This window comes from Cyanobium gracile UHCC 0139, from assembly GCF_034931325.1.
Classification (GTDB): Bacteria; Cyanobacteriota; Cyanobacteriia; order PCC-6307; family Cyanobiaceae; genus Cyanobium; species Cyanobium gracile_B.
In genome coordinates, this window is sequence record NZ_JAYGHX010000005.1 from 25,715 (window position 1) to 48,296 (window position 22,582).

Here is a 22,582-nt window from a genome sequence, read left to right on the forward strand (position 1 = left end):
CTACGGACCGGCGGTTCCTTCGATCACCTGGCGATCGCAGCGGCTGTAGGCCTCGGCGGCGGTGGGCAGCAGATCCATGCCGTTGCGGATCTCGGGCGGCAGCAGCCGTTCCAGCGCCGCCACCGCCGCGTCGTAGGCCCGCTGGGCGTCGCGGTACGCCTCGCTGCCGGGGGCGTGGCGCTTCTGGGCCACCATCCAGGGCTTGGCGGCGTTGGTCAGCCGAGCTGAAGCGGCCTTCACGTCCTCCTGGTGCACCCGGCAGTAGCGGTAGCGATCGATGGGGGCCGGGGCCGGGGCCGGCGGCGCCGCCACCTCCGGCGGGCCGCCCGGGACCGCCGGTTTGCCGTGGTCCCGAAGCGCGGCAGCCAGGCAGTCGGCGTTGCGCCGCAGCGCCTCCTCGGGGGTGGCGGCGCTCTCGGCCTCGCTGCGGCAGGCGGCCCGCTGGCCCTCGCTCACCTCCACCGCCGGTCGCCGGCACCCCGACAGCAGCAGCAGCGGCAGCAGCAGGAACGGCAGCAGGAACGCCGGCCGCAGGGCCGGGGGGCGGGCACGCATGGGGGCGGCGGTCAGGGGTAGCTGGAGGTGCGGGAACGGCTGGAACTCGACAGCCCGGTGAACGACGCCCCCAGCCCGTCGCTGAGGGCCAGGGTGTAGGCCGGTTCGCGGCTGTTGGTGAGGGTGGGCGCGAAGGCGTCCACGTTGGTGAGCAGCAGCGAGGACACGTTGGCCGTGCCGCCGGTGAGGTTCAGGGTGCCGTTGTCGTTGATCGGCGGGCCCGTGCGGGTCAGGGTCCGGGTGCCGCCGTCATAGGCGTAGGTGATCGTCTGACCTCCCGCGAGGGTGAGGGTGAGGGAACTGCCGGGGACGGCCGTGGCCGAGGCCGATTCGGTGATCTCGCTGTCGAGCAGGTGGTTGATGCGGCCCCAGTGGTCCTGCAGCCGCCGCAGCGATTCCTGCTGGGAGGACACCCGGATCTGGGTCACCATCACATTGCTGCCGGTGGCGAAGATCACGCCCATGATCACCGAGGTGATCAGCAGCTCAACCATGGTGAAGCCCCGGTGCGGGGAGCGGGGCCGCCGCTGGCACTGAAGGTGGGAGCTGGGGTGGTCCATGGCGTCAGAGGGTGCCTCCGTAGCTGCTGTCCGGGCAGGTGCCACCGCTGGAGTTGCTGGCGCCGACGCTGATCAGGCCGAGGCCTTCGGAGATGCGCACACAGCGCATCGGCCCGTCGCTTCCCGCCAGCGAGATCCGGATCACCACCGGGGCGGTGAGCTGGGCGTCGGCGGCCGCGGCGTTGACCGTGCCGCGGGGGGTGAACTTGAAGCTGGTGGCGCCGCCCGGGGCAATCGTGTAGGTGGAGGAGCCGAGGGTTTCGCTGATCTGCATCGGCTGGCCGGTGAGGCAGTTGTTGGCGATGGTGGGATTGGCGATGGCGGTGCCGGCGATCAGCTCGGACGCGGTGGCCAGGGTGGCGCCGCCTGTCAGGTTGCCGCCGCTGATGGTCACCTGGCAGGCATTGCCCTTCAGGGAGGTGCGCCGCACCCCCTCCAGCCAGCCCGCCAGTTCGGTGGCCACCGCATTGACCCGCTCGCGCCGCCATTCATTGCCGGAGGCGCTGAGCCCGACGGCGGAGAGGATGCCCACGATCACCACCACCACGGTGAGTTCGATCATGGTGAAGCCGGCGTTGGAGGGGTGTTTCATCAGGGGCACCAGGCGACGGTGGTGGGCACGAGCGTGACCCGGCGCAGCAGTTCGCCGCTGCTGCTGTTCGTGTAGGTGATCGAGTAACGGTGAAGATTGCGCACCACGTTGGTGCCGAATTCACTCACGGTCTGCTGCCCCTGGTTGGCGGTGTCGATGCTGTAGGTGATGCCGGCCGCCGAGAGGGTCGAGGGGGGCGCGCCGATGTCGGCCACCAGCTGGGTGATCAGGCCGGTGGAGTTGCACAGGGCCTCGAAGAGCTGGCCGGCGCTGCTGTTGCCGTTGGCGGCCGTGGAGATGGGCGGCGGGAAGAAATCGTTCTTGCCGAGCTCCAGGCTGCCCAGGCTGGTGCAGGTGCCGCTGCTGCAGGTGTAGCGATCGTTGAGCCGCCGCACCCGGGCCAGATCAGTGTCCACCAGCGCCTGCTGGCGGTAGCGCGTCTCCGCCGCCGCCGAGGAACGGTTCGATTCCACGAACAGCACCGAGGTGCCGGTGAGGGCCAGCACCAGCAGCACCGACGACACCATCAGCTCCACCAGGGAGAAGCCGGCGCCGTGGCGACGGCGGTGCGGGGGGAGGGTGGCGGTACGGAGGGGTTTCACGGTGGCTCAGGAGTAGGTGTGACGCCTGACGGCTCTGGTGACGTAATCGATCGCGAAGGTTTCATAGAGGGAGTCGTCGCCGCCGCAGAACTTCATCAGCCCGCAGACGCTCTCCAGATCGCTCGGGGAGATCGTCACGGTGATGTTGCCGTTGGCGCGGAAATCGTTGGTCCAGATCACCCCCTTGAAGTCCGGGGTGCCGCCCATCTCGATGCTGCCCAGGGGGAAGTACAGGAACATGCTCTGGGAGGCGCCGGTGCCGTTGCCCAGGTCGAGGAACTGGGCTCCGCAGGGGGCGGGCGCGCCGGGGCGGCAGCCGAACAGGGCCAGGTCGGCGGCGCGGGGGGCGCCCTGGGTGGTGGTGGTGCAGGTGATGGCCCCAGCATCGGAATCGCACTGGAAGATGCCGGAGGAGCCGTTGCCCCGGCTGACGCTCTTCTGGGCGCTGGTGGAGGCGTTGGGGAAGTGCAGCCGCACCGGGATCGTGCTGGCGGCGGTGCTGCCGCTGGTGTCGAAGAACAGTTCGACGTTGTTGCCGGTGCTGAGCCGGTTGAGGCTGCAGGAGATGGTCTGGAACGGGCCGGGGGGTGAGGCGCCGCCGTTTTCATCCTCCCGTGTGCAGAGGCTGTTCCAGGGGGCGGGCCAGCTGGCGAAGTTGCGGCTGGCGAGGGTCAGGTCGCTGCTCACGGCCACGTTGCAGCTGGCCGGGGGCGTGGCGCTGCGGCAAGTGGTGTTGGCGGTGGGCAGCGGCGGGGGCAGGTTGACGTCCACCACGTTGACGCTGGTGTTGGCCAGGCCGTCGACGCAGCCCGACGGGCTGGTGGCGATGCAGGTGACCGGATCGACGTTGAGGTTGTAGGCACCGCCGGAGATCACCAGATCGCCGGTGTTGTCGTCGGCGGCGCCGGCCACGAAGCCGAAGCCCGGGGCGAGGCTGCAGCGGCGGATGTCGTTGCCGAAGCTGTTCCCCAGGCCGCGCAGGCTGCGGTCGAGGCACTTGGGCACCACCTCCAGGGTCTGCTGCAGGGTGCTGGCGGCCACGACGGAGCCGCCGCGCAGGGCGAAGCCGCGCACGGTGAGGGTGAGCTGGCCGGCGGAGGGGGGCACGGCGGCGGTCCCGGTCATGGGGTTGGCCAGGGTGCCCTGGCGCACCGTGGCGGCGGTGGCGCCGGAGCAGTCCACATCCACGAGCCGCCAGCGCTGCTGGGAGCCGTCGCCGATGTTGATCGTCTGGGCGGTGGGGAGGGCGCCGGCGCTGGGGAAGGTGGCGCCCACGTTGGCGAAGGCCCGGCCATCCGGCACCTTGACGGCGTTGTTGACGGCGATGGCGGCGGGCGTGGCGGTCTCGAGCAGGCAGGCGTTGACCAGCAGCTGGCGGTTGCGGTGGCGGTTCAGCTCACTCACCACGGCCGTCATGCCGATGTCGGCGGCAGCACGGGCATCGCGGGCCTGGCTCTGGTAGGCCGAGGCCAGCTCCGCCAGGCTGGAGCGCTTGGCCATGGCCAACCCCCCGAGGAGCACGGCCAGCACGATCAGGAAGCAGGCCACCATGAAACCGCTGGCACCGGGGGGGTGTCGCTGTTCATGAAGGGGCCTCCGGGAACCCGCCAGCGATGACAGAAGCAGCCGGCATGTCATCACTCCAGGCCTCCTCCGACGCGGACAGGAACCTCAGTCACCGCAGCATTCCTGCTGCACCTTCAAGCTACGACCGGATCGCCCCGGGCCCTTGAGCAGCGTTGCGCAATCGACTGGGCGGGGCGGAAGAGCTTGCTGACAATCGCCCATGAAAAAAGCCCCCCGGATGGGGGGCGATTCCGGTTCCCTACGGGCAGGGTTCAGAGCACCTGCACCACTTCATTCACTTCGGGGATCGCCTCACGCAGCTTGCGCTCGATACCCATCTTCAGGGTCATGGTGCTGCTGGGGCAGGAACCGCAGGCGCCCTGCAGCCGCACCTTCACCACCGGCCCGTCGATCTCGACGATCTCCACGTTGCCGCCATCGGCCATCAGGTAGGGGCGCAGCTCGTCGAGCACGCGCTCCACGTTCTCGATGGTGAGGGCGCGGGGGTCGCTGTCCACGGCGGGGGCTGTGGTGTCGGGGCTGGCGGTGTCGGTGGTCATGGGGGATGCAGGGGGTCGTTTGAGCAAGCTTAGGGAGGCCGGCGCCCACCGGGTCGGGGCAAGCCAGGGGACCTCCCTAGGATCCCTTCAGCTTCTCCCGTGGCGGCCTGAGTGATCGGGCGCCGGCCTGATCCCACCCCATGACCGACGTTCCCGCCCAGCGGATCCGTAACTTCTGCATCATCGCCCACATCGACCACGGCAAATCGACCCTGGCCGATCGCCTGCTGCAGGACACCGGCACCGTGGCCGCCCGGGACATGCAGGCCCAGTTCCTCGACAACATGGAGCTGGAGCGGGAGCGAGGCATCACCATCAAGCTCCAGGCCGCCCGCATGGAGTACAAGGCGGCCGACGGCCAGACCTACATCCTCAACCTGATCGACACGCCGGGCCACGTCGACTTCTCCTACGAGGTGAGCCGCAGCCTGCTGGCCTGCGAGGGCGCCCTGCTGGTGGTGGATGCCAGCCAGGGGGTGGAGGCCCAGACGCTGGCCAACGTGTACCTGGCGCTGGAGAACGATCTCGAGATCATCCCGGTGCTCAACAAGATCGACCTGCCCGGGGCCGATCCCGACCGGATCAAGGCGGAGATCGAGGCGATCATCGGTCTCGACACCTCCACGGCCATCAACTGCTCCGCCAAGACGGGCCTGGGGGTGCCGGAGATCCTGCAGGCGGTGGTGGATCGGGTGCCGGCGCCGCCGGACCAGGCGGACGAACCGCTGCGGGCCCTGATCTTCGACTCCTATTACGACCCCTACCGGGGGGTAATCGTCTACTTCCGGGTGATCAGCGGTGTGATCGCCCGCAAGGACAAGGTGCTGCTGATGGCCAGCGGCAAGGTGGTGGAGCTCGACGAGGTGGGGGTGATGGCGCCGGACCAGCGCCAGGTGGACAGCCTCCATGCCGGTGAGGTGGGCTACCTGGCCGCCTCGATCAAGGCGGTGGCCGATGCCCGCGTCGGCGACACGATCACCCTGGCGGCCAACCCGGCGAGCGAACCGCTGCCCGGCTACGCCGAGGCCACGCCGATGGTGTTCTGCGGGCTGTTCCCCACCGATGCCGACCAGTATCCCGACCTGCGGGAGGCCCTCGACAAGCTGCAGCTCTCCGATGCGGCGCTGCAGTACGAGCCGGAGACCAGCAGCGCCATGGGCTTCGGCTTCCGCTGCGGCTTCCTCGGCCTGCTGCACATGGAGATCGTGCAGGAGCGGCTGGAGCGGGAGTACGACCTCGACCTGATCGTCACCGCGCCTTCGGTGATCTACCAGGTGAACATGATCGATGGCAGCACCCTGATGGTGGACAACCCCGCCACCCTCCCCGATCCCCAGAAGCGGGAATCGATCGAGGAGCCCTATGTGAAGCTGGAGATCTATACCCCCAATGTGTACAACGGTGCCCTGATGGAGCTGTGCCAGGAGCGGCGTGGTGAATTCATTGACATGAAATACATCACCACCGACCGGGTGACACTGCACTATGAGATGCCGCTGGCGGAAGTGGTGACCGACTTCTTTGATCAGATGAAGAGCCGCACCAAGGGCTATGCCTCCATGGAGTACAGCCTGATCGGCTACCGCCGCAATGAGCTGGTGCGCCTTGACGTGCTGATCAACGGCGAGAAGGCCGATCCCCTCACCACGATCGTGCACCGCGACAAGGCCTACAATGTGGGCAAGAGCCTGGTGGAGAAACTCAAGGAGTTGATTCCCCGGCAGCAGTTCAAGATTCCGATCCAGGCCTCAATCGGCAGCCGCATCATCGCCAGCGAGAGCATCAGCGCCATCCGCAAGGATGTGCTGGCCAAGTGCTACGGCGGCGACATCTCCCGCAAGAAGAAGCTGCTCAAGAAGCAGGCCAAGGGCAAGAAGCGGATGAAGGCCATGGGCCGGGTGGAGGTGCCCCAGGAGGCCTTCATGGCGGTGCTGAAGCTGAACCAGTGAGCTGGCGCCGCCGGGTGACCACGATCCATCGGCCCATGGGCTGAAGGATCACTCCGCAAGGGTCTCGAAATAGTCCTGGTCGACACCACGATTTCCCACAACAGGCACCTGTGTGCGAGGCAGGATCCCGGCAAGGAAGGCGAAGCCGATCCCATAGGCCAGGGCGGAAATGGCGATGCGGATCGTTTCCTTGAGGGGAAGTTTCGGTTTCGTGGCGGCCTGGGCTTCAATCTGCTGCATCAATCGGTTGGAGGCCTGTTCGGCCCGTGCTTGCAGCATGGTGCGCAGTTCAGCCATGGGCATCTTCCGTTCAGCCGGTGAGAGGCCAGCATTCCTGCCGAACAGCTGCCTGAGCCTGGTCTGCAACTCTTCGTGGGTGGTGGCGGAATTGATGGCCTGGCGCAGCTCGAAAAACTGCTTGCTGGTTCGGGTGGTCTGCTGATCCAGGGCCGCGGTGACCGTTCTCTGCAGCTTCCAGGCCGCATAGCCCTGCAGGGGTATCAACAACAGGAAACCGAGCGCGGCAGGCAGGGCCCAACGGCGGAAGGCGTGCCAACGGGCCCGGAGCCGTTCGTTGATGGGATGGAAGCCGAGGGCCAGGGGCAGCAGCAGCGTCCCGATCAGCGCCAGGGAGGCGTTCGTGATGATGGCCGCGATCAGGGCCAGCTGCCAGGTGGGATCAAGGAGCCTTGGCGGCACGGCAACCGTGCCCACGGCGGCGACGAACACCACCAGCAGCACAAGCGACAGTGTGGCCAGGAGACGGGAAAGGTAAGGGCTGGCGGGCAGAGTGGAGTCAGGGCTGGCAGTCATCATCGCTGCAGAAAGGCCATCCAGGCATGCCGGGAAGCAAGAACAAAAATAGGCCCCTATGTCAATGCGGCATAGGGGCCTGTTGGAACATTCAGTGGCACCGATGGCTCAACCTGGTAGGGCCATCGGTGTGGCCACGTTCATCCGTTCGACTGGATCCGCTTCCTCAGTTTGCGGCTGTACCCGAAGGCTGCGGCAAGGCCGAGAGCGGGAAGGGGTCCAGGGACCGAGTCCTCCGGTCCACCGGCCGGAGGAGCCGTCAGCCTCCCGAAAACCTGAGCGGTGGTGGTTCCCTTTTCCTGGGAAATCAGGGAATCGGTGGGGTTGCCGTTGGAGTCGAGGAAGAAGGAGGCAAGGGTCAGGGTCTTGCCGTTGAAGGTGAAGGTCTGGTTCGGGACCGTGCTGATGGTGATTTTATCCGCACATGGCGTATTGCCGCTTGGGTAGGTGCAGGGTGCAGCGTTAGGGGTTTCGTCGATGGTGGAGTTGTAGATGAAATCGATTTCGATGGGTGGCTGCGTGAACAGCGTCTCCAGAGTCAGCGAAACCGAACTCGCCGCTGTGCCGGGGCTGATGGGATTGTTGAAGTGGCGGAGAGTGCCAAGCAGGAAGTTGGTCTCAAACGGCACGACCAGGTTGGGATTCGGATCGACGCCCGTGAATCCGAGGCCACTCTGCCCAGAGCCAGTCGACTGACCCCAGCGAATCTGGTTTTCGTCGCCAATGGTTTGAAACAGAATGTTGGTTCCGCCAACGGGGTTGCTCCAGTTGCCGGTGGTTTTATCCAGGACAACCTGCTGAGCCTGCGCCGGAGCGGGCGCCAGGCCAACAGCCAGAGCGCACCCGGCCGTGACGGCCATGGAAGCGAGGCCGCCAATGGCGAAGCCCTTGGTTTGACGAGCTGCGGTGAGCCGGAGAGGTACCTGGTTCATGGGACTTATTCAGGTGGCGCTCACTTAAGGCCATCAAAGCCTTTGGGCTGCCCAGGAGGTCCTGACAAGAATGAAAACTTCATGGATGTCTCCTGAGCGGCCTTTAAGCCCAGGGCCCTGCCGCCGGGGGACGCCTCCGGACCGCCTGGCTCAGCCCCAGTCCGTCGCGCGCCTTCGGTTCTGCTGCACCGGTCCGGTGGCGTCGGTGCGGAAGAACAGGGCCGGGGTCAGGCCCAGCCGCCGCATCTGGCGCCGCCCCTGGCGCCGGATCAGCAGCAGCCCGGCGCCGGTGACGCCCTGCAGCAGCAGGGTGCTGGTCAGGCGCACGGGGTTGAGCAGGTCCTGGTGCAGAGGTGGGAGGGGCACCAGCTCCCGCTGGCTGAACAGGGTGGCGGCGTCATGGATCGTGACCGCCGGCAGCAGCAGCAGCAGGATCAACCCCAGCGGCAACAGGGTCCGGTGCAACGCGCCGGTCCAGGGTTGCTCGCGGCGGTGGCGACGATGGCCGCCGCCGAGGAGGTAGAGGCCGAACCCAACCGGAAGCAGCGGCAGGGCGGGGGAGAGGCCGATCAGGCCGTTGAGTCGGCCGGCGGGAGCCTCGACGCTGGCGAAGCTCCCCGCCAGCAACAGGGTGCTCAGCTCCAGCACCACCAGCAGCAGCCCCACCAACCGCAGCTGGCCCAGGGAATAGTCCAGCTGGTGGCGATTCACGATGCTGTCGACCTCATCGCGGGTGTCCCTGTGCCGGCTGTGGTTCATGGGCCGCTGCTGCGTCATTCCCATGGCAACACTGACAGGCAAAGCCCTGATCAGGGGTTCTCCAGCCCGATCCGAAACTCAGCCGCCAGGGCCTGGTCGAGAAACACCTGATCTTTCGGGTCGCGAACCTGGATCTGACCAGGCTTGAGGGGGCCGGCATGGGTTGGACACCACGGCAGCACATCCGCCAGCAGCCGATCAACGTCGGCCCGCGTGAGCCGAAACCTGGGGTAGGCGAGCACACGGATCAGTTCGCGGGCTGAGGATTCGCTCAGCACAGGTGTGATGGCGGCTGTCTGCCAGGTCCGGCGCAGCCAGGCCCGGCGGCCGTTCTCAAACAACAGCGCTGAGACCAGCACATTCGTGTCGAGAACAACGCGGATCGTCACTCCTGGCGGGACCAAGCCACCGCGGCGGCCACATCCGCTTCCGTGATTCCCAGCTCCTCCAGGCGGGATCGAACATGGGAGGCCGCATTCGGGTGGACAGGGGTGAGCACGATGCGACCGTTCTCGGTCGCCACGTCGTAGTAGTCAGCGATCCCCACGGCGTCCACCACGGCCTTGGGCAAGGTGAGCTGGTTCTTGCTGGTGCGCTTGGCCAGGACCATCAACGCCGCCGGCTTTGTCCGGAAGAAAGGATTCCTTGCTTTGGGCCGGCGGTGGCCCATGACCCCACGGGGGAACCCTGAACAGGTGTTCGCTGCCATCGCCATGCCCACGTTGCATCGCCACCGATCCGGGGAGCGGGGGTTCGTCCTGCCCCTGGCCATGGGGGCATCCCTGGTGCTGCTGCTGGGGAGCCTCTCGGCCCATACCGTGAGCCTGCAGACCCGACTGCAGGGGATCCGGGAGCAGCAGCAGCGCCGGGCGGAGGACCGGCTGGCCTCGGCGGGTCAGCAGCTGCTGGCGGCGCTGCACCGCAGCCATCCCTGCCTGCTGGAACTGCCGCTGCCGCAGTGGGACGTCCAGGGCCTGGCCTGCGCCCCGGCCCAGGCGATCGCGGACCTGCGGCAGGGACAGGTGCTGGGGGGCTCCTACCGCCTGGTGGCCTGGCGCCCGGAGCTGCAGCCGGCTGAACTGCAGCTGGAGCTGGCCGCCGCCGGGGGCCAGCCGGCACGGCAGGGTGCCTTCACGGTGCAGCTGGCACCGGCCCAGCCCCCGGCCCAGCCGCAGCCGCTGATCAGCGACGTGCGGCTGGTGGGCCTGCGGGGGGTGGCGCCATGAGCCTGATCGAACTGCTGACCGGATCGGTGGTGTTCACGGCGGCGGCGGGATCCTCCCTGCAGCTCTGGGCCCTGGCCGGCGCCGCGGCCGTGGCCGAGCAGCGCCAGCGGGAGCGGCTGGAGCAGGTGGAGGTCGCCCTGGCCCGGGCCGAAACCTCCCTGCGGGGCCTGGCCCCCTCCGGCGGCGACTGCACAACGGCGACGGCCCAGCTGCTGCAGGCCCTGGCGGCCCAGCCCCTGGTCCCGGGGCTGGCGCGCCAACTGGAGATGTCGGCCAGCGGCGACGGGGTGGTGCTGCGGCTGGCGGTGGCCGGCGAGGCCGAACCGCGCCAGCGGCTGTACGCGCCGGCGGCCTTCGGGCGTTGCGGGATCCCGCAGGGAGGCGGCGGTGGCACACCCTGAGCCGGGGGGCTTCACCCTGCCGGAGACCCTGCTGGCGCTGGTGCTGGTGGGTCTGCTGGCCCAACTGGGGCTCTCCTCCGCCAGCCGGGACCTGGCCGCCGCCCGCCTGGAGGGGGCCAGTCGCCGGGTGATGGTGGGGCTGGAGCGGGGACGGGATGCCGCCGTGCGCAGCGGCAGCCCCTGCGCCCTGAGCCTGGAGGCCACGGGCTGGCGGGAGCCCCAGGCCGGCAGCCTGCCGGCCTGCGAAGGGGCGGCCCTGGAGCTGGGGGAAGGGACCGGCGCGCTGGCGGTGAACGTCAGCCACAACCTGCCGGCGGCGGTGCGCTTCACCAGCAACGGGCTGATCATCGACGGCGGCACCGTGCTCCTGAGCACCGAGGGCACCGAACTGGTGCGCTGCGTGGTGGTGGCCCTGCCCCTCGGGGTGACCCGCCTGGGACGGCAGGGGCCGGGCGGCTGCCTGCCGGATCCCCAGTCCTGAGCCGCCCTCCTTTCTGTACTGGAGTCGCGCCATGGCCTTGTTGTGTACCCACGGCCGTTCCGCCAGGTGGCCGGCGGGCTTCTCGCTGGCGGAGCTGCTGGTGGCAGTCAGCCTCGGGCTGCTGCTGTGGGGGGTGGTGCTGCAGGCCCTGGTGGCGGAGGGCCGGCAGGTGGAGCGCCTGGTGCGCCAGGTGCGCGAGCGGGGCCAGCAGCGGCGGGTGCTGGCCCTGCTGCGGGGGGACCTGCAGCGGGCCACCCGGGTGGACCTGGCCCTGGGGACCGGTGCCGCCTGCGCCCTGGCGGGCCGGGATCCGGTGCTGCAGCTGCAGACACCGGCCGGCCCGATCACCTACACGGTGGGCAGCCCGCCGAGCCCCATCTGGCGCCGGCGGGTGCTGATGCGCTGCGGCCCGGCCTTCGGGCTGGACGGGGCGCCGAGCGCCGGAGCGGCCCAGAACCGGGTGCTGCTGGATGGGCTCAGCCTGCCGGGGCTGGAGGCCTCCCGGGAGCCGGATGGGCTGCTGCAACTGCGGCTGCGGCAGGAGTTCGAGCCCTCGGGGGGCGGGTCCCAGCGGATCGAGACGGAGACGCGGGTGCTGGCGGGGGGGTGAGGAACTCCATCGCGCTGCCAGGACATGCGCCTCGGATGCAATCTGAGTACGTTCAGTTCAACTGTGGTCTCGCCATGGCCTCCCTCCAGATCAGCGACTAGCCGGATCCGCTGCACCGCCTGTTGCAGCGCAGGGCCAGCGCCCAGAAGCGCAGCCTGAGCCAGCAGGCCCTGGCTGATCTGGAGGCTATCGCAGGCGGGGATCCGAGACAGCGGCACCGGCTGGCGCTGGAGAGGATCGCCGAGCGCTGGCAGCAGCGACTAGCGCTGCCATGGGAGGAAACGCCGGAATCCCTGATCCGCAGCGACCGCGAGCGCTGATGGCACCGGCGTTGGTTCTCGATGCCTCGGCTGTGTTGCGCCTGATCACGCATGACCCGATCGCGCGCGACTGGGAGGAGCAGCTGGGACAGGCACCGCTGGTGCTGGCTCCTGAACGGATGCTCACGGAAGTGGCCAACGCTCTGTGGAAGCCCTCGCCCTGGCCTGCCATCTCAACCACCCTGTCTACGACTGTCTGTACCTGGCGCTGGCGTGCCGGGAAGCGGCCCTGCTGCTCACGGCCGATCAACGCCTCAAGCGTCTGGCCGATCAGGTCCTTCCCTGAACTTTTCAGACCTTCCAGATTTCAGCGAGCTCCAGCCCAGCCCGGCACCACTCGCCTGGTACGGCGCCAGCTTGCGCCGCAGCGCCGTGAGGCCACTGGAACCCGCGGCGCTGCTCCGGGGTGAGGGCCCGCCTGCGCCCCAGACCCACCGGAGAGGCATCGGGGCTGCGCACCGAGCCAACTCCTGCGGAGAAGCCTTGCGGCTATAGGGAGGAGGAAGTCCGTGGAGCTGCAGCAGGCGCAGCAGCAGACAGCTGTTACGGGCGCCGGTTTCGCGACCCGGGGATTGGCGATGCGCATAGCGATGACGGCGCATGGCATCCGCGAGCCGAATCGACAGCCTTGAGCTGACGCGAGGCTGAGATCAAGGTGCTGCAAGAACTTCGACGATGCGATCCCGAAGCCGTTGTTGGCTCCCCCCTGGAAGGTGACCGATCCGGCGTTTCACCAGAGTTTCCGACAAAGTCGCCAGCCTGGTGATGCGTGCCCGAGATGACACCTTTAGACCGGTCTGCTCAAACCCAGCTTCCGATGAGAGCAAATCCAGTTCATCGAAGGCTGCAGGCATCTCCGTGCGAGAGCTGATGAACATCAACAGCACATCGGCGTGACGCTCACCCAACGCAAGAACGATGGCAGGCCTGGCCTTAACAATGTCCCCATCAACAAAGGGAAAGGGGACCAATACGACGTCAAACCGCTTGAGCATCAACGTGGCCTGATGGGCTCACCGTCGTTGAAGCTGTACAGATCCGGCTCAATGGCGAGGTCAGCAAAGGTGCCGCCAGCCATGGCCAGCCGATCCAGATCCCTTGCCAACAGGCGCTCATCCATGTTGTGCTCCAGCTGGCTGAGCAACCACTGGCGGTCATCATCCGGCAAGGAGCGGATGGCCCCCAGCAGATGTTCCGCCAGTTGCAGGTTGGTCATGGCGTCCACTCAACTGCTCGGCAAAGGCTAAGACTGAAACGGCAGAGGTTGCACGCATGAGTTGGCGAAGCGGTAAGACGGACAGAATCCTTGTTGACGGCCGTTCAGACCTCCCAGATCTCAGCAAGCTCCAGCCTCAGCCCGGGGAATCGCTCGTCACCCTCCAGGGTGGTGGCCGCCTCAAGGCGTAAGGGCTCGCCGCTGGCCTCGCTGCTCCAGATCTCCACAGCCTGCTGCTCGGGGATCAGCAGCCAGCCCAGCCCGGCACCATTGGCTCGATAGGCGGCCATCTTTTGCCGCAGGGCCGTGAGGCCACGGGGACCGTCGTCGCTCGGGCTGGCGAGTTCAACCAGCAGATCGGGGCAGAGGGGCGGGAACGAACGGCGCTGGTCCGGGGTGAGGGCCCGCCAGCGCTCCAGACGCACCAGAGAGGCATCGGGGCTGCGCACCGAGCCATCAGGAAGGAGGAAGCCCGTGGAGCTGTCGAACACCTGCCAACCGCCGACGCTGTCGGCCCAGGCAAGCAGGCGCATCAGCAGACGGCTGTTGCGGGCGCCGGTTTCACCGCCTGTGGGTGTCATGTGGAGGAGATGGCCTTCTGCGGTGAGTTCCAGCACCGCCTGGGGGTTGGCGCTGCAGACGGCGCCGAACTGCTCGGGGCTGAGGCGCAGACCATCCGGCAGGAGCAAGGGCGCCAAGGCATCCGGGTAGGGAGCCGGAGATGCAAGCGTCATGGCCCCAGCGCAAGCTGCAAGGAAATTTAGTCGGGATTCCACCAGTCCCCCGAAGCTGCCGAGTCGATGGGGCAGTGCTGGCGTCGGGCTGAATCCTGCTTCAGCTGTGATCGCAGGATGTTCAGCTAAGCAGAGATCATCGGATAGAATCCGATCATGCCTTTGAAATCAGACATTTCGTCCGCGGCCAGGCTGGAGCACCCCTTACGGCGGTTTGGCTCGCTGCCCCTGGCGCGCGACGTGCTGGATGAGGTGCTGCGTGGCTATCGGCGCCCCAACGACAAGGTGAGCGAATGGATTCGGGAAGGGGCGCTGCAGCCGCTGCGGCGCGGCCTTTACCTGGCTGGACCAGGCCTGCGGACCGGCCCAGCCTGCCTTCCTCTGCTGGCCAACCATCTCTATGGCCCCTCCTACGTCTCGCTCGACTTTGCCCTGGCGCTTCATGGTCTGATCCCGGAGGGGGTCGCGGAGGTCACCTCCGTGACGCTGAAACCAGCGCGCAGGATCAGCAACGGCCTGGGGCGGTTCTCGTATCACCATCTGCCGCTGCGCTACTACGGGATTGGGCAGCAGCTGGGCGTGGACGCTACGGGTCTGAGTTTTCTGATCGCCAGTCCCACCAAGGCCCTGTGCGATCGGCTGGTGCTCAGCCGGCAGCTGCCGGTGATGTCGCGGACGGCGATGCAGGAGTGGTTGATGGAGGATCTGAGGATCGATCCAGAAGACCTCGTCCAGCTCAACCTGGGTGTCATCCGCCAGTGCCAGGCGAGCGGCTACAAGCGACGCCAGCTGGGAACACTGCTGAAGGTGATCGCCTCCCTGCAACAGGAGCTGGGCTGATGCAGGAGCCATCGGTGAACAGCGTGGTGGAACAGATGCTGCGGCGCGTACCGCAGGACAGCGACGGGGAACGAAGCCAGGCGATGCGGCAGGTGATGCAGGAGATCGCCCTCGCAGGGCTTGTGCGGCGCGGCTTCTTTGCGAAGGCAGCGTTTTACGGAGGCACCTGCCTGCGCCTGTTTCATCAGTTGCCGCGTTTTTCCGAGGATCTGGATTTTTCGTTGCTCCAACCCGATCCAGGCTTCCGCCTGCAGCCTTACCTCCAGGGCATGGAGGAGGAGTTTTCAGGCCTGGGGATTGAGGTGCAGATCCGCGAGAAGCAGAACATCAACCCCAGCCCGATTCTTTCCGCTTTCCTGAAGGCCAGCACGACGATTGTTCAGCTGGCCATCACTGGGTCGACGATCCTCAGGATCAAGTTCGAGGTGGATACCGATCCTCCGTTTGGATTCAGCACCGAGGAGCAGCTGTTGCTCCAGCCTTATTCGTGTTACGTGAAGTGTTTCAGCCTGCCCGATCTGTTTGCCGGCAAGATGCATGCGGTTCTCTTCCGTCAATGGCAGCAGCGCGTCAAGGGCCGCGATTGGTTCGATCTGGAGTGGTACGTGCGTGGTGGCATTCCTCTGCATCTCGATCATCTGGCCGAGCGTGCGCGCCAAAGCGGCCATTGGCCTCTGGATCAGCCGTTCTCAGCCAGCTCACTGCAAGCTCTGCTGGCTGAACGAATCGGTCGCCTGGATGTCGACAAAGCCCGCCTCGATATCGAACGTTTCATCGCCCAGCCCGAACCCTTGGCGATCTGGTCGCAGGATTACTTCCAGCAGCTGGCGCAGCGCGTGGTGATGGCCTGATGGCTTGATGGAAAGGCCCCCCTTGGCAGGTGTTATCGGCGGCCTTCCAATGGAACGCGTCGCGTGGGATCGTTTCGCCTGGTTGAAGACGGTTGGCCTCCACCTGATTGACACGGGACAGCCCGGCCAGCAGGCGCATCAACAGACGGCTGTTGTGGGCGCCGGTTTCAACGCCTCGGGGTTGGCGCTGCAGACGGCGTCGAACTGCTCGGGTCTGAGGCGCATGGCCGCCATAGCATCCGGGTAGGGAGCCGGAGGAGCAAGCGTCATGGCTCCAGCGCAAGCCTCAGAAGTTTGGGGGGTGTTCCGTGGCAAACCGGTGAGCCTCGGGCTGCTGTTGTGGGGGGTGGTGCTGCAGGCCCTGCTGCGGGGGGACTTGCAGCGGGCCACCCGGGTGGACCTGGCCTTGGGGACTGGCGCCGCCTGCGCCCTGGCGGGTCGGGATCCGGTGCTGCAGCTGCAGACACCGGATCCCGACCCGATCACCTACACGGTGGGCAGCCCGCCGAGCCCCATCTGGCGCCGGCGGGTGCTGATGCGCTGCGGCCCGGCCTTCGTGCTGGACGGGGCGCCGAGCGCCGGAGCGGCCCAGAACCGGGTGCTGCTGGATGGGCTTGCTCTGCCGGGTCTGGAGGCCTCCCGGGAGCCGGATGGGCTGCTGCATCTGCAGCTGCGGCAGGAGTTCGAGCCCCCTGGTGGAGGGACCCAGCGGATTGAGACGGAGGTGCGGGTGCTGGCGGGAAGCTGAATCAATCTTTGGCCCAATGTAGTCTCATACAGTTATTAAAGCCTAATCAGATGAGAAGCAAGCTATATGCAAAATGGCCAACAATGCCAACGAGCTGACATTATGCGGGATCCAGGTTGTTGCATCTAAGATGCAAGTCAGGATGGGCGCCCGATGAATGATAGTCTTGACTTAAGGTGAAAAGATTCAAGATCTTTTGAATACAATGAGAGGTAGACGCGTATATAATATAAATCTGGGAGAGGAATGGTGTGCTGCTAAACTAGGCTAGATATCACAAGTCCCAAAGCAGCTTCTTCTTCCATTGGAACGTAACCTGTCTGATTTCTTAGAAACCAGAGATAATCAAGCGCTGCTATATTCAGATTGCCTTCTCGCTCAAGCAAATCAAATCGCGAGCACCTTGACTCAGTAGATCTCCACACAATTGTTTGCGGGTTGCCATCTGAAATAATTGTACAAAAGTCCAGCAAAGGATGGAAGGTATCAATCAACGGAACAATCTTGTATGTATCGCCATGCCAGGCATTGCCAGCATCTCCAGACATGAATTGCCTCATCAGTACCGCTTCAACCTGATCGCGATTACATGAATATACATCACTAGGAAAGATATCATCCAGTAAGATGATTGAGCGTTCATGGGTAAACAGAAGGGCATTGCAAAAATCACGGTATGTTTGATCCCACGTATGAAGACCATCAAGAAAGACCAAATCAAACTTCTGTTTCAACTCACGTGTGCTAAAGAAATTGTCGCTAGTGACTTCAATGAATTCGCAAGAAGGATGATCTCGCTTTGCAGATTCTGAATCAAATTGAAAGGACGGGTCTACTGCAGTTTTGAATGTAGCTGAGACATCAAAAAATGTTGATCCGCTCTCCACGCCAACTTCTAGATAGCGAGTAGATCCCTTGAACGACTCTAGAAGACGATTGATTCTTCTGACCGAATAGTTCTCCATGAGTTTCAGAATGGTTTGGATGAGGTGATCTTGATAGTGTACATCATAGCAAATATAGACTCACTGGATAATCAAGTAAGTGAACTAATGAAAAAATAATCGTCTGTCCATCACATTAAACTCTTGTTGTCAAGAAACACATAGTCCTCTTCACTAGTGAGATATCGCCTGATTCCTTTCAACAGCTGAGAGACAAAACTTTTCAAAACTCCGAACATAGTCAACACGATTAAATACTCGATAGTTGTTCTTCAGAATCGACTCACGAATATTCATGCGCCGATCTCTATCTTGCACGAGAGATGTCACAATATGTACATACTCTTCTTTGGTTGATGCGATTGGTTTGTCAGCAATCTCCATTTCTCGATAACCGCAAGCAACAACCCTTGAGCGTAGATAGCCTCCCTCCAGGGTTACTATTGGAGTGCCAACAAATGACGCCTCGAAAAAGGTAATTCCGCTACCATAGTATATTGGATCAAGCAATATATCCATACATGCACAAAGCGCATGATACTCTGCACGATTCATCAAGGCTAACGTTATATATCTCTCATAGGCTGTCGGTGCATTTTTTGACAGCCGCTCCAAGAACATCTTAGTTCTCGCAGCAGAGGCATCTTCAACAAATACAAAACCAACATCAGGGTTCTTTATCGCAATTTCTTCAAGTATATTGTCAAAATCTGGGTGAAGCTTGTGGAAGCTTTGCAAGCAGCCAATCAAAGTTACGGATGGTGGTAAAATAAAATACTCTCTTGGAAGATAAGTATAGTCAAGTGTTTCGCTAATAAAACAGCAAGGTATACCACCCGGCAGCTTGACCAGTTTTTCAGTATAGAGATCATCTGCATCAGGGGGCTCAAGCTTATCACATGAAATATAGTAGTCAATTTCAGAAATTCCTGATGTATGTGGTATTCCCCACCCAGTCAGTTGTATTGGAGCGGCGGCCAATAGTGGAAAGAGGAAGTCATATGAGTTCATTCCAATATCCGTAAAGAATAGAATGTCAAGTTCCAATGAGCAAAGAGTGTTGTTGATTCCTGCTAAGTCTTTGGTTAGTACAATTGAATGATCACTTATGCGGTCAAGGCGATCACGCCAGTCATCCCTTTTCGAATTATAAGTATGAATTAAATACACTTCGAAGAGGCTTCGATCAAGATACTGAATTAATCCTTCGAATGCTAGAGTATTACTGTGTTTGCTAAAGTACTGAGATAAAAATCCTATCTTGACTTTATCGCTTTCAGCGAACCTTCCTTTGGTTGAATAGGGATCTCTTTCCTGTCTAAGTTTCTCGAGAAGGGGTGCGGCCAGCCGCCGCATTAGATTAATATATCGTTCAAGGAGGAATCGATCATTCTTATTGTGGTATGCAAGTGAGAAAGTGTGAGGAAGGGAGTCTTGATCTAGGTCTAATACTAATCCATCTTCTTTCTCTGCTAATTCAAGACCTCTCACAAAAGTTTCTCTACAAGTTTCAATTTCTTCAGTACTAGTAGGAATGCCGGGTATTAAGAGAAACCGGTTAAGAAAGAGCGCAGCTGACTTCTGGTCTGACTTATGAGCTTCAGCGTAGTATGATCGCGCTTCACTAACTCTTGATAAGTTAAATAGAATCTGAGCCTTTCGGTGTAGGTTGATTTGGGAGTCTGGTTCTAATTCTAAGGCTTTTGTGAAGTATGTTATTGCATTCTCAAGTTGATTTATTCGCACCATAACAACGCCTAGATTTGTCAATGCTTTGCAGCATTTAGGGTCACAGGCTAGAGCGTCTCCAAAGGTTCGAATTGCGCTGAGATGATCGTCTAGATTTGACTGTATCTCTCCCTTTAAGAGAATGGCCTCCACGTTTGTTGGATTGAGAGAAAGATGCTTCTCGAGGGTTTCGAGAGCTTGCCGATCTTTCTTCATCAACATGTAAGCCTTGGCTAGTCCGATGTTGATCAATCCATCGCTAGGATAATTCAGGGAAAGATCTTCATAGATAGAGGCTGCAGTCTCGACATCGTTCATGGCACGGAGTGCTTCTGCCTGATTGATGACAGCTGGAATATAGCTAGGATCTCGATTTAGTGCTCTCTCTACGAACTTCAGCCCCGACCGAATATGACCCATCTGAAGCAAGCAACCGCCTATATTTGATAATGCCCTAAGGTGATATTTATCTTCATGCAGAAGCTTGACAAGATATGGCACTGCTTCCTTGTAGTGCTTTGAGCCAATAAGTCTGTGTGCTTCAAGGTAAGTGTCTTCTGGAAGCCTTTGGGTACTCATTGAATTGTTAAGCGCAGAGTTGGTGGGAATTCAATGGAGTGTATTAATGGAAATCACTATATGAAGTGGGAGTATTGTGAAATGGATTCGATTGTCGTCCAAAATTGTCAAACAATAAAAAAGCGGAGGAAATCCTCCGCATGAAAACAAATGAAAGCCTTATGAGTAAAGGGCTTGCTTCAGTAAAGAGAGTAAAAGATTAGCCAAAGGCACAACTCATAGCTCCAATGTTCGTGCCACTTCCAGTGACAGTTACGGTTGCCGAAGAGTTGCCAGTTGCCGAGACAGCTGCGAGGCAGCGAACTCCTGATGCCCCGCTAGTAAAGGTTTTAGTGATGGTGCCGTTGCTACCAGTAGCGGAACAAGTGACACCAGTGGCTGAGGGCACTGCCCCGACACCACCTGATGCCAGGTAGGTTGCACACTCTTTGGCGAGGCCGATCGCTTCACCAACTGCAGCACCAGCAGAGGCTGCAGCCCGAGCACCCAAGAAGTTGGGGAGAGCCACGGCGGAGAGAATGCCAACGATCGCCACCACGATCATGAGCTCAATCAGGGTGAAGCCCTGCGCCACCTTCGACTTCTTCTCGCGCAGGCTGCGCATCAGCGCCAGTTTGGTCTTGGGGGAGATGTTCATTGGAAAAGCTGGAGAGCGCTTGACTTAGGCCAGTTTATGCACCGAAAGGGGTCCCGTCCATGCGGACGTCGTTGCGGAGGGCGGAGGAGGGTTGTTGTAACTCCTAAGCTTCGCAAGCCTTGACGGGACTGGGTTCTGCTGGTTGCCCGCTCGGTGCCGCCATGGCGGAGTGGAGAGGCTTTCATTCTCCGTTACGATCGAATTGTCGCAGGATCTTCTCAAGGCCTAATGAATCTCTAATGAAACTGATGGGCTTTTCTCGGTTGCCGGGCCCGTTTCGCCGGCCGTCCGAGGCTTTTTCGATGCGCCGCCGCCTGCTGGGGCTCAGCCTGCTGGCCGTGCTCGGGGGCTACGCCCTCCTGATCGGTGCCACCGCCCTGCTGGCCAGCCAGGAGCGGCGCGACCAGCACCGCGCCACCGCCGCCAGCGTGCGGCAGGTGCTCCTGTCGCGCCGGCCGGTGCCACGCACATTGGATGAGATCAGTGACGCCCTGGCCCGGCTGATCAGCCCCAACTTCCTTGGTTGGGTGGAAACCGACCAGGGCATTCCCTATGGGGCGGCCGACCAGATCCGCCTGTTCACCATTCCCACCGGCGTGCCGCTGACGCGGCTGCCGGCCCATCGCAGCGGACTCGGCCAGGTGTCGGTGCTGCGCTTCGGACAGCTCACCTATCTCACCAGCTCCGAGCAGATCCATCTCGGGTCGGGCACTGTGCGCCTTCGCTTCCTGGAGGACATCACCCACAAGCTGGCCCAGCAGCGGCTGCTGCTCACCGTGCTGATGGTGGCTGCCGGTCTGGCCACCCTGTTCACGGGCCTGCTGCTGCGGCCGGTGCTGGTGCGGGGCCTGGCCCCCCTCCACGACCTCGGCCTGCGCATGCAGGCGATCAGTTCCGACACCCTCGACAGCCAGCGAGTTCTGGTGGCCGCCCAGCCCCGGGAGCTGGCGCCGATCGCGTTGGCCTTCAACGATCTGCTTGACCGGCTCTCGGCCTCCTGGGAGCGCCAGCGGGGTTTCGCCAATGGCGTCAGCCATGAGCTGCGCACCCCCATCAGCCTGATCCGCAACTACGCCGGCCGCCTGCGGCGCCGCTCCCACGGGCTCTCGGAGGAGGAGGCCGCCCAGCTGGTGCTGATCGAGGAGGAGGCGAACCGGATGGGGAAGCTGGTGAGCGATCTGCTCGCCCTCACCCGCATCGATGCCAACCGCACCCTGATGCCCTTCGAGCCGTTCGATGTGGCCCAGGCGATCGAGCGGGTGGCGGAGCGGCTGCGCTCGCGCTGCCATGGCAGGCTGCGGATCTGCCCTGGTGCCACCCAGGGCGCTCGCACCTTCGCGCTCGGGGATGCCGACCGCTTTGAGCAGTGCCTGGGGAACCTGATCGAAAATGCCCAGAAATACGATCTTGGCGGTGGCCCGATTCAGCTGCGGCTCGATGCCAGCCTCGATCGGGTGGTGGTGCACGTGATCGATGCCGGCCCCGGCGTTCCCGACAACGAGAAGACACGGATCTTCGAGCGTTTCGGCCGAGGCCGCCACGTCGGCGCCATCCCCGGCAGCGGTGTGGGCCTGGCGGTGGTCAGGGCACTGATGGAGGCGATGGGGGGGAGCGTGTCGGTGACGGATGGGCCAGAGGGCGGAGCCGATTTCCAGCTGCGCCTCAAGGGCGCGGCTCCCCTTCTCGGAGCATGAAACCCACACCTCGCACTGTCTGGATCAGGGTGGGAAGACCCTCCGGTTCAAGCTTGCGGCGCAGGTAACGGATGTAGACGCCCAGCAGATTTTCATCGCCGAAGTGGTTTTCGCCCCACACCTCGCGCAGGATCGCCTCCCGCTCCACCACCCGTCCGGTGCCGCGCAGCAGGCACAGGAGCAGGTCATATTCGCGGACGGAAAGGGAAATCGCCTGGCCCGCCCGGACCACCTCCCGGGTGGCCGTGTTCACGGTGAGGTCGGCGCAACGCAGCAGATCGGAATCGGCCACGCCTCGCCAGTAGGCGGTGCGCCGCAGCTGGGCACGAATGCGGGCCAGCAGCTCCTCGATGGAAAAGGGTTTGAGGATGTAGTCGTCGGCGCCCGAATCAAGGGCTTCGACACGGTCGCGGATGTCGTCGTGGCAGGTGAGCATCAGCACCGGGGTGATGTCACCGCTGGAACGCAGTCGCCGGCAGATCTCCACGCCGCTGAAATCGGGCAGCGTCCAGTCGAGCAGCACCAGATCGGTGCAGGCGTCCCGCAGGTGCATCAGGGCGCCCTGACCGTCTTCGGCTTCGGTGACGTCGTAGCCCTCGCAGTTGAGTTCTCCGGCCAAGAACGTGCGCATGCGCTGGTCGTCCTCGACGATCAGCAGCCGCGACTGGGAGGTGGCCTCCGCCAT

General features: G+C 63.2%; 29 protein-coding genes. 11 read left to right on the top strand and 18 right to left on the bottom strand.

Annotation, left to right across the window (positions count from 1 at the left end; all coding sequences use genetic code 11):
- The 6 genes from VB738_RS09205 to VB738_RS09230 all read right to left on the bottom strand — a co-directional run bounded on the left by VB738_RS09205 (position 1) and on the right by VB738_RS09230 (position 4,435).
- Positions 1-555: a hypothetical protein gene (locus tag VB738_RS09205; protein WP_323305469.1), complete on the bottom strand. Its 555-nt coding sequence runs from the start codon at positions 553-555 to the stop codon at positions 1-3.
- A gap of 11 nt (positions 556-566) precedes the next feature.
- On the bottom strand, positions 567-1,115 hold the full coding sequence (locus tag VB738_RS09210; RefSeq protein WP_323305470.1) for a prepilin-type N-terminal cleavage/methylation domain-containing protein: 549 nt from the start codon (positions 1,113-1,115) through the stop codon (positions 567-569).
- A gap of 4 nt (positions 1,116-1,119) precedes the next feature.
- Positions 1,120-1,707, bottom strand: coding sequence for a pilus assembly FimT family protein (locus tag VB738_RS09215; RefSeq protein WP_323305471.1), 588 nt, complete (start codon positions 1,705-1,707; stop codon positions 1,120-1,122).
- Positions 1,707-2,309 (bottom strand): type IV pilus modification PilV family protein, encoded by a 603-nt coding sequence (locus VB738_RS09220; protein WP_323305472.1) that lies wholly within the window; start codon positions 2,307-2,309, stop codon positions 1,707-1,709. Before VB738_RS09220 ends, VB738_RS09215 begins: the two co-directional genes overlap by 1 nt.
- A 6-nt stretch (positions 2,310-2,315) precedes the next feature.
- Positions 2,316-3,860: a hypothetical protein gene (locus VB738_RS09225; RefSeq protein WP_323305473.1), complete on the bottom strand. Its 1,545-nt coding sequence runs from the start codon at positions 3,858-3,860 to the stop codon at positions 2,316-2,318.
- Between the two features lie 287 nt (positions 3,861-4,147).
- Positions 4,148-4,435, bottom strand: coding sequence for a NifU family protein (locus tag VB738_RS09230; RefSeq protein WP_323305474.1), 288 nt, complete (start codon positions 4,433-4,435; stop codon positions 4,148-4,150).
- Between the two features lie 140 nt (positions 4,436-4,575).
- Here VB738_RS09230 and lepA point away from each other — a divergent pair, with 140 nt between their 5' ends.
- A complete protein-coding gene (gene lepA / locus VB738_RS09235) occupies positions 4,576-6,384 on the top strand; it encodes a translation elongation factor 4 (RefSeq protein ID WP_323305475.1) in 1,809 nt (602 codons plus the stop codon).
- 48 nt (positions 6,385-6,432) lie between these two features.
- On the opposite strand, the gene VB738_RS09240 is transcribed toward lepA, so the two are convergent.
- The 5 genes from VB738_RS09240 to VB738_RS09260 all read right to left on the bottom strand — a co-directional run bounded on the left by VB738_RS09240 (position 6,433) and on the right by VB738_RS09260 (position 9,498).
- Positions 6,433-7,197 (bottom strand): HpsJ family protein, encoded by a 765-nt coding sequence (locus tag VB738_RS09240; protein WP_323305476.1) that lies wholly within the window; start codon positions 7,195-7,197, stop codon positions 6,433-6,435.
- A gap of 140 nt (positions 7,198-7,337) precedes the next feature.
- The gene (locus tag VB738_RS09245) at positions 7,338-8,129 is read right to left on the bottom strand and encodes a THxN family PEP-CTERM protein (RefSeq protein ID WP_323305477.1); all 792 of its coding nucleotides are present in this window, start codon (positions 8,127-8,129) and stop codon (positions 7,338-7,340) included.
- 150 nt (positions 8,130-8,279) lie between these two features.
- Positions 8,280-8,888 carry a hypothetical protein gene (locus VB738_RS09250; RefSeq protein ID WP_323305478.1) on the bottom strand — a complete coding sequence of 203 codons (609 nt, stop codon included), beginning with the start codon at positions 8,886-8,888 and terminating at the stop codon, positions 8,280-8,282.
- Positions 8,889-8,938: 50 nt separating this feature from the next.
- Positions 8,939-9,277 (bottom strand): PIN domain-containing protein, encoded by a 339-nt coding sequence (locus VB738_RS09255; protein WP_323305479.1) that lies wholly within the window; start codon positions 9,275-9,277, stop codon positions 8,939-8,941.
- Positions 9,274-9,498 (bottom strand): AbrB/MazE/SpoVT family DNA-binding domain-containing protein, encoded by a 225-nt coding sequence (locus VB738_RS09260; protein ID WP_323305480.1) that lies wholly within the window; start codon positions 9,496-9,498, stop codon positions 9,274-9,276. The genes VB738_RS09255 and VB738_RS09260 overlap by 4 nt, the downstream gene beginning before the upstream one ends.
- Before the next feature lie 58 nt (positions 9,499-9,556).
- Between VB738_RS09260 and VB738_RS09265 the strand changes: the two genes are divergently transcribed.
- The 6 genes from VB738_RS09265 to VB738_RS09290 all read left to right on the top strand — a co-directional run bounded on the left by VB738_RS09265 (position 9,557) and on the right by VB738_RS09290 (position 12,212).
- The gene (locus tag VB738_RS09265; RefSeq protein WP_323305481.1) at positions 9,557-10,114 is read left to right on the top strand and encodes a hypothetical protein; all 558 of its coding nucleotides are present in this window, start codon (positions 9,557-9,559) and stop codon (positions 10,112-10,114) included.
- Positions 10,111-10,515 (top strand): hypothetical protein, encoded by a 405-nt coding sequence (locus tag VB738_RS09270; protein ID WP_323305482.1) that lies wholly within the window; start codon positions 10,111-10,113, stop codon positions 10,513-10,515. The genes VB738_RS09265 and VB738_RS09270 overlap by 4 nt, the downstream gene beginning before the upstream one ends.
- Complete coding sequence (locus VB738_RS09275) at positions 10,502-10,996, top strand: GspH/FimT family protein (RefSeq protein WP_323305483.1); 495 nt, start codon at positions 10,502-10,504, stop codon at positions 10,994-10,996. Before VB738_RS09270 ends, VB738_RS09275 begins: the two co-directional genes overlap by 14 nt.
- A 31-nt stretch (positions 10,997-11,027) precedes the next feature.
- On the top strand, positions 11,028-11,606 hold the full coding sequence (locus VB738_RS09280; protein WP_323305484.1) for a prepilin-type cleavage/methylation domain-containing protein: 579 nt from the start codon (positions 11,028-11,030) through the stop codon (positions 11,604-11,606).
- Positions 11,607-11,728: 122 nt separating this feature from the next.
- Positions 11,729-11,926: a hypothetical protein gene (locus VB738_RS09285; RefSeq protein ID WP_323305485.1), complete on the top strand. Its 198-nt coding sequence runs from the start codon at positions 11,729-11,731 to the stop codon at positions 11,924-11,926.
- A 145-nt stretch (positions 11,927-12,071) separates the two neighbouring features.
- Positions 12,072-12,212, top strand: a complete 141-nt coding sequence (locus VB738_RS09290) for a hypothetical protein (RefSeq protein WP_323305486.1) — start codon at positions 12,072-12,074, stop codon at positions 12,210-12,212.
- A 364-nt stretch (positions 12,213-12,576) separates the two neighbouring features.
- Here the strand turns inward: VB738_RS09290 and VB738_RS09295 are convergent, their stop codons facing one another.
- The 3 genes from VB738_RS09295 to VB738_RS09305 form a co-directional block, all read right to left on the bottom strand.
- Positions 12,577-12,921 (bottom strand): type II toxin-antitoxin system PemK/MazF family toxin, encoded by a 345-nt coding sequence (locus VB738_RS09295; RefSeq protein WP_323305487.1) that lies wholly within the window; start codon positions 12,919-12,921, stop codon positions 12,577-12,579.
- Complete coding sequence (locus tag VB738_RS09300; protein WP_323305488.1) at positions 12,921-13,142, bottom strand: hypothetical protein; 222 nt, start codon at positions 13,140-13,142, stop codon at positions 12,921-12,923. Before VB738_RS09300 ends, VB738_RS09295 begins: the two co-directional genes overlap by 1 nt.
- 104 nt (positions 13,143-13,246) lie before the next feature.
- Positions 13,247-13,876 (bottom strand): Uma2 family endonuclease, encoded by a 630-nt coding sequence (locus VB738_RS09305; RefSeq protein WP_323305489.1) that lies wholly within the window; start codon positions 13,874-13,876, stop codon positions 13,247-13,249.
- Between the two features lie 156 nt (positions 13,877-14,032).
- On the opposite strand from VB738_RS09305, the gene VB738_RS09310 reads away from it, so the two are divergent.
- From VB738_RS09310 to VB738_RS09320, 3 genes are all read left to right on the top strand, one after another.
- On the top strand, positions 14,033-14,716 hold the full coding sequence (locus VB738_RS09310; RefSeq protein WP_323305490.1) for a hypothetical protein: 684 nt from the start codon (positions 14,033-14,035) through the stop codon (positions 14,714-14,716).
- 14 nt (positions 14,717-14,730) lie between these two features.
- Entirely contained in the window at positions 14,731-15,567 is an 837-nt protein-coding gene (locus VB738_RS09315; protein WP_323305491.1) for a nucleotidyl transferase AbiEii/AbiGii toxin family protein, read from the top strand.
- Between the two features lie 268 nt (positions 15,568-15,835).
- Positions 15,836-16,315, top strand: coding sequence for a hypothetical protein (locus tag VB738_RS09320; protein ID WP_323305492.1), 480 nt, complete (start codon positions 15,836-15,838; stop codon positions 16,313-16,315).
- Positions 16,316-16,572: 257 nt separating this feature from the next.
- On the opposite strand, the gene VB738_RS09325 is transcribed toward VB738_RS09320, so the two are convergent.
- From VB738_RS09325 to VB738_RS09335, 3 genes are all read right to left on the bottom strand, one after another.
- The gene (locus VB738_RS09325) at positions 16,573-17,280 is read right to left on the bottom strand and encodes a class I SAM-dependent methyltransferase (RefSeq protein ID WP_323305493.1); all 708 of its coding nucleotides are present in this window, start codon (positions 17,278-17,280) and stop codon (positions 16,573-16,575) included.
- A gap of 153 nt (positions 17,281-17,433) precedes the next feature.
- Complete coding sequence (locus tag VB738_RS09330; protein ID WP_323305494.1) at positions 17,434-19,566, bottom strand: tetratricopeptide repeat protein; 2,133 nt, start codon at positions 19,564-19,566, stop codon at positions 17,434-17,436.
- Positions 19,567-19,765: 199 nt separating this feature from the next.
- Entirely contained in the window at positions 19,766-20,203 is a 438-nt protein-coding gene (locus tag VB738_RS09335) for a prepilin-type N-terminal cleavage/methylation domain-containing protein (RefSeq protein WP_323305495.1), read from the bottom strand.
- Between the two features lie 302 nt (positions 20,204-20,505).
- On the opposite strand from VB738_RS09335, the gene VB738_RS09340 reads away from it, so the two are divergent.
- Positions 20,506-21,897 carry a HAMP domain-containing sensor histidine kinase gene (locus tag VB738_RS09340; RefSeq protein WP_323305496.1) on the top strand — a complete coding sequence of 464 codons (1,392 nt, stop codon included), beginning with the start codon at positions 20,506-20,508 and terminating at the stop codon, positions 21,895-21,897.
- Here VB738_RS09340 and VB738_RS09345 read toward each other — a convergent pair.
- Entirely contained in the window at positions 21,866-22,582 is a 717-nt protein-coding gene (locus tag VB738_RS09345; protein ID WP_323305497.1) for a response regulator transcription factor, read from the bottom strand. The two genes, VB738_RS09340 and VB738_RS09345, sit on opposite strands and share 32 nt — an antisense overlap.

What these genes read in the sequence shown, in the direction of transcription:
- VB738_RS09215 (WP_323305471.1), bottom strand. Translation starts at nt 1,707, where the DNA reads ATGAAACACCCCTCCAACGCCGGCTTCACCATGATCGAACTCACCGTG.
- VB738_RS09310 (WP_323305490.1), top strand. Translation starts at nt 14,033, where the DNA reads ATGCCTTTGAAATCAGACATTTCGTCCGCGGCCAGGCTGGAGCACCCC.
- VB738_RS09320 (WP_323305492.1), top strand. Translation starts at nt 15,836, where the DNA reads ATGGCTCCAGCGCAAGCCTCAGAAGTTTGGGGGGTGTTCCGTGGCAAA.
- VB738_RS09260 (WP_323305480.1), bottom strand. Translation starts at nt 9,498, where the DNA reads ATGGTCCTGGCCAAGCGCACCAGCAAGAACCAGCTCACCTTGCCCAAG.
- VB738_RS09305 (WP_323305489.1), bottom strand. Translation starts at nt 13,876, where the DNA reads ATGACGCTTGCATCTCCGGCTCCCTACCCGGATGCCTTGGCGCCCTTG.
- VB738_RS09225 (WP_323305473.1), bottom strand. Translation starts at nt 3,860, where the DNA reads ATGGTGGCCTGCTTCCTGATCGTGCTGGCCGTGCTCCTCGGGGGGTTG.
- VB738_RS09345 (WP_323305497.1), bottom strand. Translation starts at nt 22,582, where the DNA reads ATGGCGGAGGCCACCTCCCAGTCGCGGCTGCTGATCGTCGAGGACGAC.
- VB738_RS09250 (WP_323305478.1), bottom strand. Translation starts at nt 8,888, where the DNA reads ATGAACCACAGCCGGCACAGGGACACCCGCGATGAGGTCGACAGCATC.
- VB738_RS09330 (WP_323305494.1), bottom strand. Translation starts at nt 19,566, where the DNA reads ATGAGTACCCAAAGGCTTCCAGAAGACACTTACCTTGAAGCACACAGA.
- VB738_RS09270 (WP_323305482.1), top strand. Translation starts at nt 10,111, where the DNA reads ATGAGCCTGATCGAACTGCTGACCGGATCGGTGGTGTTCACGGCGGCG.
- VB738_RS09295 (WP_323305487.1), bottom strand. Translation starts at nt 12,921, where the DNA reads ATGCTCAAGCGGTTTGACGTCGTATTGGTCCCCTTTCCCTTTGTTGAT.
- VB738_RS09335 (WP_323305495.1), bottom strand. Translation starts at nt 20,203, where the DNA reads ATGAACATCTCCCCCAAGACCAAACTGGCGCTGATGCGCAGCCTGCGC.
- VB738_RS09230 (WP_323305474.1), bottom strand. Translation starts at nt 4,435, where the DNA reads ATGACCACCGACACCGCCAGCCCCGACACCACAGCCCCCGCCGTGGAC.
- VB738_RS09265 (WP_323305481.1), top strand. Translation starts at nt 9,557, where the DNA reads ATGACCCCACGGGGGAACCCTGAACAGGTGTTCGCTGCCATCGCCATG.
- VB738_RS09245 (WP_323305477.1), bottom strand. Translation starts at nt 8,129, where the DNA reads ATGAACCAGGTACCTCTCCGGCTCACCGCAGCTCGTCAAACCAAGGGC.
- VB738_RS09240 (WP_323305476.1), bottom strand. Translation starts at nt 7,197, where the DNA reads ATGACTGCCAGCCCTGACTCCACTCTGCCCGCCAGCCCTTACCTTTCC.
- VB738_RS09280 (WP_323305484.1), top strand. Translation starts at nt 11,028, where the DNA reads ATGGCCTTGTTGTGTACCCACGGCCGTTCCGCCAGGTGGCCGGCGGGC.
- VB738_RS09340 (WP_323305496.1), top strand. Translation starts at nt 20,506, where the DNA reads ATGCGCCGCCGCCTGCTGGGGCTCAGCCTGCTGGCCGTGCTCGGGGGC.
- VB738_RS09205 (WP_323305469.1), bottom strand. Translation starts at nt 555, where the DNA reads ATGCGTGCCCGCCCCCCGGCCCTGCGGCCGGCGTTCCTGCTGCCGTTC.
- VB738_RS09325 (WP_323305493.1), bottom strand. Translation starts at nt 17,280, where the DNA reads ATGGAGAACTATTCGGTCAGAAGAATCAATCGTCTTCTAGAGTCGTTC.
- VB738_RS09300 (WP_323305488.1), bottom strand. Translation starts at nt 13,142, where the DNA reads ATGACCAACCTGCAACTGGCGGAACATCTGCTGGGGGCCATCCGCTCC.
- VB738_RS09210 (WP_323305470.1), bottom strand. Translation starts at nt 1,115, where the DNA reads ATGGACCACCCCAGCTCCCACCTTCAGTGCCAGCGGCGGCCCCGCTCC.
- lepA (WP_323305475.1), top strand. Translation starts at nt 4,576, where the DNA reads ATGACCGACGTTCCCGCCCAGCGGATCCGTAACTTCTGCATCATCGCC.